Here is a 12,720-nt window from a genome sequence, read left to right on the forward strand (position 1 = left end):
GAGTCTGCGGACAATAGTGATGCCAAGACTTGGCTGGTGGTGGCCCGCCCACAGTGTCGTGCCGACTATGTTGGTTGTCGTCACCCAGCCCTTGTTTTGTCCTGCTCGCGAAGCTCACTTCGCGTGCGGAAGATGCACCGCCATGCAGGTGCTACATCGCAGCGTAGGACGGGGCAATCAGCCATACATTAACGAATGCGGGCGGCTCACTTCGCTCGCTGTTCGACGCCAGCCGCGCAGGCTCTTTGTGCGTGCAGTGCATTGCACACCCATGCGTTGCTTCGGAGTTAGGACTCTTTCGCTGTTGGAAAAGCTAAGATCGAAGTCTGTGCAAAGTGGGAAGCGCTAATGATCGATCGTCGTACCTTTCTTGCCACGGGTGTGGCTGCCGCTACCGCCAGCTTCAGTGCATCGGCGGCTCGGATCGTGCAGACGCCGCGCGCCAGTGGGCCGGCGCCGTGGGGTGCGCTGCCCAGCGCGCGCCAGCTGCGCTGGCATCGGTGGGAGCAATACGCCTTCGTGCATTTTGCGATGAACACCTTCACCGACAAGGAATGGGGCTACGGCGACGAGGATCCGCGCAAGTTCGATCCCAGCGATTTTTCGCCCGATCAAATCGTCGCCGCGGCCAAAGCCGGCAATTTGAAGGGGCTTATTTTCACGGCCAAACACCACGATGGGTTCTGCCTGTGGCCGACCCGCTTGACCGAGCATTGCATTCGCAACTCGCCCTACAAGAACGGCAAGGGCGACATCGTCGGGGAGATGGCAGCGGCATGCCGACGCGCTGGCCTGGCGTTCGGCCTCTATCTTTCCCCCTGGGATCGTAACCACGCCGAGTACGGGCGCCCCGGCTATATCGACTATTTCCGCAAGCAGATCGTCGAACTCTGCACCGGCTATGGCGATCTGTTCGAGTTCTGGTTCGACGGTGCCAATGGCGGCGACGGTTACTACGGTGGCGCACGCGAATCGCGCAAGATCGACGCGCCCGCTTACTACAACTGGCCACGGATGATCGAGCTGGTGCACCAGCACCAACCGATGGCCTGCACCTTCGACCCGCTCGGCTCCGATATCCGCTGGGGCGGCAACGAGGACGGCATCGCCGGCGATCCGAGCTGGCCGACCATGCCCAATGCCCCGTACACCCAGGAAAACGGCAATTCGGGCGTGCGCGGCGGGGCGCTGTGGTGGCCGGCCGAAACCAATACGTCGATCCGCCCGGGCTGGTTCTACCATGCCGACGAAGACGGCAAGGTGCGCAGCCCGGAAAACCTGGTGCGCTATTTCGACACCTCGGTCGCGCGCGGCACCAACATGAACCTCAATCTTCCGCCCGACCGACGCGGCCGCATTCCCGATCACGATGTGGCGGTACTGCAGAGTTTTGGCGATGCGATCCGCGCCAGCTTCGCCATCGATCTGGCCAAGGGTGCCAAGGCCAGCGCCAGTGCGTCGCGTGGTGCCGGGTTCGAGCCGGCGCGCGTGCTCGACCGCCAGCCGGACAGCTATTGGTCCACGCCGGACGCGGTCACTACGCCGACGCTGACGCTGGAGCTGTCGGCGGTGCACAGCTTCGATCTGATCCGGCTACGCGAGCACCTGCCGCTGGGCGTGCGCGTCACTCGCTTTGCGGTCGAAGCCGAGCTCGATGGACAATGGCGGCGGCTGGCAGAAGCGCAGTGCATCGGTGCGCAGCGCATCTTGCGGCTGGATCGACCGATCGCCGCGCGCCGGGTGCGCCTGGTCGTGCTGGATGCACCGGTGTGCCCGGCGATCAGCGAATTCGCGCTCTTCCGTGCCGTGGCACCAGTGCCGGTCGCGCGGCCGACGGCGACCGCGCCGGACGTGCTGTCCAGCGCTGGCTGGCGCATCGTCGAGGCCAGCGCGCCAGGAGCGGACAAGTTGCTCGACGACGATGCCAGCACGATCTGGGTCACGCCCGCGCCTACGCCTGGTCATCCTGTGCAGGCGACCATCGACCTCGGCGCGCTGCGTCAGGTTGCCGGTTTCAGCCTCACGCCCTCGCGCGCGGTGATGACCGGTGCGGCGCCACCGAAGGGCTATCGCGCCGAAACCAGCGAAGATGGCCGGCACTGGCAGCCGGCCGGTGCCGGCGAACTGTCCAATATCGCCTATGCGCTCTCTACCCAGCGGCTGAATTTCCCCGAGGTCCGCCAGATCCGCTACCTGCGGCTGTCGTTTGCGGAAACCGCGGTGCCCGCCGAGCGGCTGGCGATTGCGGGGATCGGTGCTTTCTCGCGCTTGCGATGAATGAGTGCACTCCCGCGCGGCCCTGTGCCGCGTGGCAAGAGCATCGAGTAAGTGGGTTTGTTTGAGGATGCCAGGGATGTCGTACGCGGATGAAACTCTGCGCACGATCCTTGTACCTGGGTGACCTACTCGATGATGCAGAGGCATTGCCGACATGCCGATGCAAGAGCTCGGTCAAGGTCTGAAGTCAGCGCACTGCCGATGCCGCGGCTGGCCCCGGCAGTGCCATAGCTTCCATCGCATTGCGTAACAATTGCCGCGTCTTTAAACCACCGCCGCACGTGCTTTCACAGCATCCGCGTGCAGGCGCAGCGTGGCCGAGGTCAGTCCGGGCACGCTTGCCTGAAGCACGATGTCGCCGCTGTCGCGCGTGGTTTGCAACAGAGCCGCACACAAGCCATTGAACGCCTTGCGGTGTGGTGCCTTGTCGTCCTCATGGGTGCTGGGGTCGCCGTTGCCGACGCCGATCAGCCGCGCGGGGCCGCGTAGGGTGAACTGCACCTGGTTGTCGGCGGTTGGTACCAGGCGGCCTTGTGCATCGACAATCTCCACCTTCACCACGGCGACATCTTCGGCATCGGCACGCAGCGCGTTGCGGTCGCAGCTCAAGCGGAGCGCCGCCGGCTTGCCGACAGTTTCACGGCGTTCGGTACGCACCAGCTTGCCGCCGCGATACCCGCGCGCTTCGATCACGCCCGGTGCATAGACCACGCGCCATTCGACATGGCCGTAGGCCGGCACCTGCTGCAGGCCCTGGCTGACGCCGTTGACCAGTAGTTCGACCGCTTCGAGATTGCTGTGGCACCAGACCTGTACGTGGCCGTTGTCGTCGGCTTGCAGCAGACCGTCCCAGTTCCAGTGCGGGAACAGGTGCAGCACCGGTTCTTTGGTCCATTGCGCGCGGTAGTACCAGTAGTTGTCCTTGGGAAAGCCGCAGCTGTCGAACACGCCGAATTGCGAGGCGACATTCGGCCAGCGGTTATACGGCGTGGGTTCGCCGCGGTAGTCGAAGCCGGTCCAGATAAAGCCGCCGGCGATGTACGGGCGCTGCGCGACATAGCTCCACCAGGCTTCGGCGGTGCTGGCCCACCAGGGGTGGTCGAGGTCGTAGGCGCGGGTGTAGCCGCGCTTCTCGTCGCGCTGATAGTTGCCGCGTACCGACACGGTGCTGCCGGTTTCGCTGCCGTAGATCGGAATGTTGGGGTACTGCGCGTGGAAGCCGTCCATCTGGCTGGTGCGGTAATTGAAGCCGACCACATCGACTACCTGGCCCACGCCATCGCCGAAGCCTTTATCCATGGCAAAGGTGGTGGGGCGGGTGGGGTCGAGCTGGCGCACGCGTTGTTGCATGCGGGCGACGATACGTGCGCCGCGCTCGGTGACCTGCTGCGGCTCTTCATTGCCCAGCGACCACAGGATGACGCTGGGATGGTTGCGGCCGCGCCGCACCATCGTCTCCAGTTCGCCCATGGCCTCCGGGTCGGTGGACATGCGCCGGGTTTCTTCGATGACGAACATGCCCAGTTGGTCGCACAGCGCGAGCAGTTCCGGCGTGGCGGGATTGTGCGAACTGCGATAGGCGTTGCAGCCCATCGACTTGAGCTGGCGCAGGCGCCATTCGTGCAAGGCGTCCGGAATGGCGGTGCCGACTCCGGCATGATCCTGGTGATTGTTGGTGCCGTGCAGCTTGAGCGGTGCGCCATTCAACAAAAAGCCACGCTGTGCATCGAAGGCGATGCTGCGCACGCCGAATGGCGTGACCAGCGCATCGACCGCCTTGCCGTCGCTGTGCACGCTGGTGGTCAGGCTGTAGAGCTGCGGGGTGTCGATCGACCACAGTGCGGCCTGCCCAAGTGGCAGGGTCTGTTCGACCACCTGCACCTGGCCGGGCGCAACCGTGATTGCCGCGCTGGCCGCCTGCGCCACGGTGCGTCCGTCCGGTGCGGTGATGCGCGCCTGCACCACACACTGGCGCGGCGCGGTGCCGTCGTTGCGCACTTCGGTGGAAAGTTGCGCAGTGGCATTGCCGTCCTGCACGGTGCTGCGCACGAACACGCCATCTTGTGGCAGATGCAGCGGGTCGGTCTTCTGCAGCCACAGATGCCGATAGATGCCGGCACCTTCGTAAAACCAGCCTTCGCCCAGCGTGGCATCCACGCGAAGGGCGATGAGGTTGGGCTTGCCGTAGTCGAGCACTTCGCTGAGGTCGACCTCGAAGCCGCAGTAGCCGCTCGCGTTACGGCCCACGATATGGCCGTTGCAGAACACAACGCACTCGCGGAACACGCCATCGAACACCAGGCAAATGCGCTTACCCAGATCGCTTGCCGGAATCTGCAGCGTGCGCCGGTACCAGCCCACGCTGTTCTCCGGGAAACTGGTGCCCAGTGGCTTGTAGCCGTGTGCGGCGGCCGGGTCTTCCTCCGTCATCAAGGCGGAGATCGGCTCCTGCCGAAACGGCAGGCTGACGGCCCAGTCGTGCGGCAAGTCCACCTGCTGCCAGGCACTGTCGTCGAACGCCAGTTGCGCAGCAGTTGCGGTGTCCTTGCCGGCCTTGGCGAAGGTGCGCTGGAAGGTGCCGAACTCAAAGTCGCGCGATGCGTCGCTGGCGTGGCCGAGATGGAACCGCCAACCGAAGTCGAACAGCAGGCGCTCACGCGGCGCCAGTGCTGCATCGCCCAGTGCTGCTGTTGTTGAGTTGTTTTTCGCCGAAGCGGGGGCAGCTGTAGCGCCCGCCGAGACCAATGCGCCGGCTGCGCCCACCGGCAATGCAGCGCTCACGCCACTGGCCAGCATGCCGCGCAGTAACTCGCGCCGATTGATGCCGCTCATGGCTGCGTCCTCTTTCCGGTCTCTGCAGAACTGCCTGGTGTGCTCGCATCACGCGTGCTCGCGTCGGATTTATGCGACGCAGGTACACCTGTGTACGGGTGGCGCATGAAGTCGATTGCCGGCAACACCTCGTTGCCGTGTTTGAAGTCGAAGAAGCTGGCGTTTTCCCACGACGAACCAGTGCCCCAGCGCGTCTTGCAGCTGCTGCTGGTCCATGCCGGCTCCCAATACACCACGCCGGCACCGCCGGTATCGATGACCAGTTGGGTCAGGTCGATCATGTACTTGGACTGCCCTTGCGGCGTGGCCGGGTAGCCGGCAATCAGCGAGTCTTCGCCAAGCAGGTTGAGCGAGGTATCGCCGGATTCCAGCGTCCACGGATACGCGGTTTCCACCACCACCACGTCTGCATCGTAGCGGCCACGCAGGCGCTTGATGGTCTTGCCCAGTTCGGCCATCGAGTGCGTGGACCACTTGCGGTAGTAGCTGATGCCGATCAGATCGAAATCGGTGACGCCGGCCTTGGTGGCGGCGGCGAACCACGGCTCCACATTTTCCGGTTGGGCGATATGCAGCATCACCCGCGGCTTGATCGCGGAGCGCGCGCCGATGTCGCGCACCGCCTTGATGCCGGCGTTGAACAGCTTGGCGTTGCGCTGCCAGTTGATCGGGCGCTTCTTGTCCCAGGGCGTGCTGTCCATCAGGTCGGAATTGCTTTCGTTGCCCACCTGCACCAGCTCCGGCATCAGGCCGGCGCGGTCGAGCGCGCTGAGCGTGTCGTAGGTGAAGCCGTAGAGCGTGCGCGCCAGCTCGTCGGTGTCGGTGATGCTGGCCCAGGCCTTGGGAATCAGCTGTTTTTCGCCGTCGGCCCAATCGTCGGAGTAGTGCAGGTCCAGCAGCACCTGCATGCCTTGCGCGCGTGCACGCGCAATGGTTTTCTTGACGTCGGACAGGTCGCTGTACTTGGTCCAGCGTGCATCGTTCCACAAGCGCACACGCACCAGGTTGGCGCCGTGTGCGTGGAAGAGTTCGAACGGATCGGTGACCACGCCGTTCTCGCGGTAGTGCACGCCGCATTCCTCCATCTCGTTGACGTAGGACAGGTCCGCGCCGAGATACAGCGTGGCGGGAGCGGGCGCGGCGTGTGCGAAGGTGGAGATGGCCAGCGCCAGTAGCGCGGGCGTCCAGAGACGGCCTGGTGAGCGCATGCAATTCCTCGACAAATCAAACGTGGAGCGGGTGACAGCATGCCGCAGGCGGCCGTGCTGCTGCGCGGGGCTGTGCAGAATCCAAGCCTAGGTTGCAGATTGGATTCCACACAGCGGCCGCGGTGTTGTGCAGGTGTTTTGCTGGCTGCGCTTAGAACCGGTAGGTGGCTTCCAGCTGGTAACGGCGGCCGAACAGCTGGTAGCCGCCATCGTCCTGATTGGCCAGGCGGTTGGGCTTGTTGTCGGTGTAGGCGCGCAGCGGCTCGTTGGTGAGGTTGCCGGCCTGGAAGCGGAAGCCGAGCTGCTTGCTGTACTGCCAGTTCAGGCTCAGATCCACCGTGCCTTCGCTCTGCAGGCGTGCCAGACGCGCGGCATTCCAGCCGTACACCACCGTGTAGGGGCTGTGGTACTTGTAGCCCACGCGCGCTTCGAAGGTGCCGTTGCTGTACCACAGGTCGAAGGTGCCGGTCTTGCGTGCCAGGCCGCTGAGCGGCAGCGGGTTGTCTTCCGGGGAGAATTCCTTGAGGTTGGAATCCACCAGCGAATAGTTCGAGTAGACGCCGAAGTTTTCCATGTGCGGGATGAAGAAGAACGGCGTCTGGAAGGTGAGCTCCACGCCATTGATATGCCCGCCGCCGCCGTTGAACGGCGCGCTGACCAGGTAATCCAGGCCGTTGATCACTTCGCGGTCGGTGCGGTAGCCGATGCTCGAATCCACTTCCTTGCGGTACACGGCCAGCGCGGCGAGCGCTTCCTTATGGAAGTACCACTCGTAAGAGACGTCGACCTGGGTGGCCTTGAACGGGTCCAGCTGCGGGTTGCCGCCGCTGCCGGTGAGCTGGCCGACGGTGACGGTGGGGTCGTCCAGGCGGCGGCCGGTGCGCAGCTCGTCCAGCGGCGGACGCGCGATGACCTTGGCCACGGCGAAACGCAAGATCCGCTGATCGTCGATCAGGAAATTGAGCGTGGCGCTGGGCAGGACGTCGGTGTATTCCTTGCTGTCGGTGCTGGCCTGGATGGTGTTGCCGATCGAATCGAACCCGTCGCTGGTGGTCTTGGTGTTGACCAGGCGTACGCCGACATTACCGGTGACATCGGTACCGAACAGCTGCGAGCTGAAGACCGCTTTGGCGAAGGCTTCGCGCACGTCTTCCTTGACGTTCCAATGGTCGAGCAGTTGCTCGTCGAGCGTGCGTGGATCGAAACCGCCAAATCCAACCCGCGCGATCTCGGCCATGTTGCCGCCGGTCAGCGTGGGCACGTTCAAGTCCGGCATGGTGACCGGGTAGATCAGGCCCTGGTACGCCGAGATCGGCTGATCGTAGCCGGACTGGTTGCTGAGGAAGCGACGGTTCTGCTTTTCGCGACGCGCAGCGCGTGCGCCCAATTCCAGCGAGGTAAACGGGCCGGCGTCCACCGCACGGCTGGCATTGAGTGCCAGCGCGGCGATCTTGTCGCGCAGTGCCTGCGGCTCGTTCTGCCCGGCAATGCCGTATTCGGGCGTGTCCGAGCTGGTGCTGATGGTGGGCGTGACGCTGCGACGGAAATCGAACGACACCGTGTCCGGATTGCTGCCGAAACGCACCGCCTGCCAGGTGTTGTCGCGCTTGGCCTGCGAGAACGACAGGTCGCTGCCCAGGGTCCACACATCGCCGTTCCACTTGGCATTCAATCCGCCGGCGGTCAGCGTCTTGACCTCGTTGTAGTGGCTGACCACATGGTCGACCTGCAGGTTCGAGTTGGCCAGGGTGCCGGCCACCACATCGCCATCGACGATGGTGTAGGACGAGCCGGGCGTGGTGTAGGGGTTGGTGCTGCCAGAGAACGTGCTGAAGGCCAGGTCGTTGAACCAGTTCTGCAGCTGGTCTTCGTCGATTTCGATGCGCGAATACAGGCCGTCGAATTTCAGTTCGAAATTGCCCGAGCGCCACTGCACGGTGCCCATCGCGCCGGTGCGGGTCTGATCGATCAGCTTGAGCTGGTCGGCCGCGCCGAACGGGGTCGGGTCCACGGTGCCGTCGCCATCCACATCGCGCGAGGTGGTGGCATCGGTATAGCCCCAGCTGCCGATCGAGGAACTGGCGTTCTTCTGCTTCTGGTAGGTGGCGCCCAGCGCAACGGCGAGGTTGTCGTTGATCTTGTGCACCCAGCTGGCGCCGAAGCGGCTGCCCCACGGCGTGTAGCCGTCCACATCCTTGGCGTGGTCGTAGAACACCGGGCCGGCAGTGCCGACAAAGCCCGGCCCGGTGTAGTCGAGCGGGCTGATGGTGGAGATGTCCACGGTGGCAGCAAGACCGCCGGCGACCAGATCCGCCGACTGGGTCTTGTAGACCTTGACGGTGGAGACGATCTCGGTGGGGAACACTTCCCAGCGCACCGCACGATTGGGCTCGGAGGAGGCGATTTCGCGACCGTTGACGGTGCCCATGGTCATGCGCGGGCCCAGGCCGCGCACGGTGGCCAGGCTCTCGTTGCCGCGGTCGCGGGTGCCGTTGACGCCGGGCAGGCGCACCAGCGCTTCGGCCACGGTGACATTGGGCATCTGGCCCATGTTGTCTGCGGAAATCACTTCCATGACGTGGTCGGACATCTGCTTGGCTTGCACGGCCTGATTCAGGCTGGCGCGCTGGCCGATCACGGTGATGTTGTCCAGCGTCACCGGTGCCGGCGCGTTGGTGGCAGCGGTGTTGCTGTCGCCGGCCGGCGGCGCGGCGGGAGCGCTGTCCTGGGCGTGGGCGCTGAACGCGGTGGCCAGCACGCAGGCAATGGTGGTGCAGAGGATGTCGCGAACAGGCGTTCGGCGCAGGCGCCGGCTGGCCGGTTGGCCGGTGTGGTGAACAGGCATCGGTTGATCCCTCCCAGGACAAAATGACCGAATAAGGTGGTGGCTGCTGGTGCGGCCAGCCGGCATGGAGCGGGTCTGGCGCCTCCGCGCGGGCGTGGCGGGTGGTGCGGTGCGGTGCGGCGTTATAGGCGATGTGTGTTCGTTTGCGTGGCGCTGGCAACGCGATGGAGCGCGCTGGCGTCCCCCTGTCCTGCATGTGTCCGCTTCAGGGTAGAAGCGCAAGCCATTCCATTCCAATGAAGCATTTTGCGGGAGCTATCTCGGCTTGGAATGCTGCGGTGCAGCGATAGCGCCTGCTTGGTCACAGTGGTTGAGTGAGTGGTGACGCACGCGCGGAAAGTTGTAGCGCTGGGGCTGGCGAATGGTTGGGTTCGGCGGAAGCGGTTGTCACTGGTGTCGTCGGTGCCCACGGAGAGGGCGCGTTAGATGGGCTACTGGTATGTGCAAGAAGCAGTCGTATAGGTCGCTTCATATTGTCGGTCGGCGCACCGCCGACGCTCGATTCCCGATTCCCCAACAACCTAACGCGCACTCGCCGGCAGACGCGGCAACGCCGGAAACGCGCGCTGCACGCAGTCGCTGCGTTCGCAGGTCAGGCAGCCCGGGCCGATCGGCACTGCATCGTCCACCGCATTCAGATCCCAGCCGCGTGCATACACCAGCTGGTTGGCGTGGCGCAGGTCGCAACCCATCGCCAGCGCAAAGGTCTTGCGCGGGCGGCCGTAGCCGGGAGCGCCGCTGCTGACCTGGCGGGCCAGCCAGAAATAGCGCCGGCCATCGGGCATGCGCGCGATCTGGGTCAGGATGCGGTCGGGCTGGTTGAACGCTTCGTACACGATCCACAGCGGGCAGGCGCCGCCGACATGCGAAAAGTGGAAATCGGTGGCCGAGTGGCGCTTGGAGACATTGCCGGCGCGGTCCACCCGCATGAAGAAGATCGGCAACCCGGCTGCACCGCGTCGCTGCAGGGTGCTCAAGCGATGGCACACCGCCTCGAAGCCCACCCCGAAGCGGTCCGCCAGCCATTCGATGTCGTAGCGCGAGGCCTGCGCGCTGTGCAGGAACGCGCTGTACGGCATCACCAGCGCGCCGGCGAAATAGTTCGACAGGCCAATGCGCGACAGCGCGATGCGCTCGGCATCTTCGAACCCGGCATCGGCGATGCGCGCCTCCAGCAGCGGGGCGCATTCCAGCAAGGCCAGGTGCGCGGCCATCTGGAACGCCTGCTGGCCGGGCCGCAGATGGGCGGGCAGCCACAGCACACGCGCCTGGGTGTCCACGCTGCGTTTGTCGCTGTGCAGGTCGGCGGCCTCCTGCACCAGCAGGCCGTGGCGGTCGGCCAGGCGCTGGCGCAGCCGCAGCGGCAGGTTTTCCGGGGTCAGGCCGAGTTCGGCGTAGAGCGCTTCGGCGCGCTCGTCCAGTTCGGGCAGATAGTTGTGCGCGCGGTTGAAGTAGTCGCGCACCTGCTCGCCGGGCGATAGCGACGGTATCGCCGCGTGCTCGACCCCGATCTGCAGCTCCAGCGCGGCATTGCGTTCGAGCAGGTGCCGATGGGCGCGGTGCAGGTCCAGCAGCGCCTGCGCCACCTGCGGCAGATTGCCGGTGAGCGCACGCAGCTCGGCCGGCAGCAGGGTGTGGCCCAGGCTGCGCAGCGCTTCGTCCAGCGGCTCGACCAGCGCGGCCGGGTCGTCCAGCTCCAGCAGGCCGTCCAGATCGCCCAGCGTGGCCTTGAGCCGCTGCTGGATCGCCAGCGTCAGCGGGCGCTGGTTGCGCTCGATCTGGTTGAGATAGCTGGGCGAGAGCCCAAGCCGGCGCGCCAGTTCGGCCTGGGTCAGGCCGTGGCGCTGACGCAGCCGCTGCAGGCGCAGGCCAAGCTGGTGGCGGAGCAGGGGATGCGACTGGGGCATTCGCAAGATTCGCAAAATTGTGCCGCCAGCTTAGCGCAATTAAGCGAATCGCGGCTGGGAATGCTCAGGTTCCATGCGAACAATGCGAAGTACCGGCCTGCAACGGCCGATGTCCTTCCTATCAGCGAGCCCTGCAATGAGCGAATCCGTCCCCCGCGTCTGCCTGTTGATCGATGGCGAGTTGGTGGTGTCCGCCAGCACGCAGTGGCAGGACGTGGTCAACCCGGCCGATCAATCGGTGCTGGCGCAGGTGCCGTTCGCCACCACCGCCGAAGTGGACGCGGCAGTGGCTGCGGCCAGCCGGGCCTTCGTCAGCTGGCGCAAGACGCCGATCGGCACGCGTGCGCGCATCTTTCTGAAGTACCAGCAGCTGATCCGCGAGCACATGCCCGAGCTGGCCGCGCTGCTGAGCGCCGAGCAGGGCAAGACCCTGGCCGATGCCGAAGGCGATGTATTCCGCGGGCTGGAAGTGGTGGAGCATGCCGCGGCGATCGGCAACCTGCAGCTGGGCGAGTTGGCCAACAACGTCGCCAATGGCGTGGACACCTACAGCCTGGTGCAGCCGTTGGGCGTGTGCGCAGGCATCACCCCGTTCAACTTCCCGGCGATGATTCCGCTGTGGATGTTCCCGATGGCCATCGCCACCGGCAACACCTTCGTGCTCAAGCCGTCCGAGCAGGACCCGATGGTCACCATGCGCTTGGTGGAACTTGCGCTGGAAGCGGGCATCCCCAAGGGGGTGCTCAACGTCGTGCATGGCGGCGAAGATGTGGTCAATGCGCTGTGCGATCACCCCGACATCAAGGCGCTGTCGTTCGTCGGCTCCACCAAGGTGGGCACGCATGTCTATCGCCGCGCCTCGCTGGCCGGCAAGCGCGTGCAATGCATGATGGGCGCCAAGAATCATGCTGTGGTGCTGCCGGACGCCAACCAGGAGCAGACCCTCAATGCGATGGTCGGCGCCGCGTTCGGTGCTGCCGGCCAGCGCTGCATGGCCGCGTCCACGCTGGTGCTGGTGGGTGAAGCGCGCGCGTGGATTCCGCAGCTGGTGGCCAAGGCCAAGGGCTTGAAGATCGGCGCCGGCAATGCGCCGGGCACCGAGGTCGGCCCGCTGATTTCCTGCGCTGCGCGTGAGCGGGTGGAAGGCTTGATCGCCTCCGGCGTGGAGCAGGGCGCCACACTGGAGCTGGACGGCCGCGCCCCACAGGTGCCGGGGTTCGAGCAGGGCAACTTTGTCGGCCCGACCATCTTCTCCGGCGTCAAACCCGGCATGCGCATCTATGACGAAGAAATCTTCGGGCCGGTGCTGGTGATTCTGGAAGCCGCCACGCTGGACGAAGCCATCGCGTTGGTCAACGCCAATCCCAACGGCAACGGCACGGCGTTGTTCACCCAATCCGGTGCGGCCGCGCGGCGTTTCCAGGAAGACATCGACGTGGGCCAGGTCGGCATCAACGTGCCGATTCCGGTGCCGGTGCCGCTGTTTTCGTTCACCGGTTCGCGTGCGTCCAAGCTTGGCGACCTGGGCCCGTACGGCAAACAGGTGGTGATGTTCTACACCCAGACCAAGACCGTGACCGCGCGCTGGTTCGACGACGAAACGCTGGGCCACGGCGTCAACACCACCATTTCTCTCAAGTGACCCGATCGC

General features: G+C 65.2%; 6 protein-coding genes. 2 read left to right on the forward strand and 4 right to left on the reverse strand.

Features of this window, described 5'->3' with window-relative positions; translation table 11 throughout:
- The first annotated feature begins 348 nt into the window (after positions 1–348).
- Entirely contained in the window at positions 349–2,277 is a 1,929-nt protein-coding gene (locus M3O59_RS06510; RefSeq protein ID WP_249050254.1) for an alpha-L-fucosidase, read from the forward strand.
- A gap of 264 nt (positions 2,278–2,541) precedes the next feature.
- Here M3O59_RS06510 and galA read toward each other — a convergent pair whose 3' ends face one another.
- The 4 genes from galA to M3O59_RS06530 all read right to left on the reverse strand — a co-directional run bounded on the left by galA (position 2,542) and on the right by M3O59_RS06530 (position 11,069).
- The gene (gene galA, locus M3O59_RS06515) at positions 2,542–5,109 is read right to left on the reverse strand and encodes a beta-galactosidase GalA (protein ID WP_249050253.1); all 2,568 of its coding nucleotides are present in this window, start codon (positions 5,107–5,109) and stop codon (positions 2,542–2,544) included.
- Positions 5,106–6,317 (reverse strand): glycoside hydrolase family 53 protein, encoded by a 1,212-nt coding sequence (locus tag M3O59_RS06520; protein ID WP_064632173.1) that lies wholly within the window; start codon positions 6,315–6,317, stop codon positions 5,106–5,108. Before M3O59_RS06520 ends, galA begins: the two co-directional genes overlap by 4 nt.
- A 151-nt stretch (positions 6,318–6,468) precedes the next feature.
- A complete protein-coding gene (locus M3O59_RS06525; protein WP_064632170.1) occupies positions 6,469–9,162 on the reverse strand; it encodes a TonB-dependent receptor in 2,694 nt (897 codons plus the stop codon).
- A gap of 521 nt (positions 9,163–9,683) precedes the next feature.
- Positions 9,684–11,069 (reverse strand): helix-turn-helix domain-containing protein, encoded by a 1,386-nt coding sequence (locus tag M3O59_RS06530; protein ID WP_249045398.1) that lies wholly within the window; start codon positions 11,067–11,069, stop codon positions 9,684–9,686.
- Between the two features lie 136 nt (positions 11,070–11,205).
- Between M3O59_RS06530 and M3O59_RS06535 the strand changes: the two genes are divergently transcribed.
- Entirely contained in the window at positions 11,206–12,711 is a 1,506-nt protein-coding gene (locus tag M3O59_RS06535; RefSeq protein WP_249050252.1) for a CoA-acylating methylmalonate-semialdehyde dehydrogenase, read from the forward strand.
- Positions 12,712–12,720: the final 9 nt, after the last annotated feature.

It is taken from the genome of Xanthomonas nasturtii (assembly GCF_023337365.3).
Lineage (GTDB): Bacteria > Pseudomonadota > Gammaproteobacteria > Xanthomonadales > Xanthomonadaceae > Xanthomonas > Xanthomonas nasturtii.

Excerpts from the sequence above, each read along its gene's own strand:
- M3O59_RS06510 (WP_249050254.1), top strand. The coding sequence starts at position 349 with ATGATCGATCGTCGTACCTTTCTTGCCACGGGTGTGGCTGCCGCTACC.
- M3O59_RS06520 (WP_064632173.1), bottom strand. The coding sequence starts at position 6,317 with ATGCGCTCACCAGGCCGTCTCTGGACGCCCGCGCTACTGGCGCTGGCC.
- galA (WP_249050253.1), bottom strand. The coding sequence starts at position 5,109 with ATGAGCGGCATCAATCGGCGCGAGTTACTGCGCGGCATGCTGGCCAGT.
- M3O59_RS06525 (WP_064632170.1), bottom strand. The coding sequence starts at position 9,162 with ATGCCTGTTCACCACACCGGCCAACCGGCCAGCCGGCGCCTGCGCCGA.
- M3O59_RS06530 (WP_249045398.1), bottom strand. The coding sequence starts at position 11,069 with ATGCCCCAGTCGCATCCCCTGCTCCGCCACCAGCTTGGCCTGCGCCTG.
- M3O59_RS06535 (WP_249050252.1), top strand. The coding sequence starts at position 11,206 with ATGAGCGAATCCGTCCCCCGCGTCTGCCTGTTGATCGATGGCGAGTTG.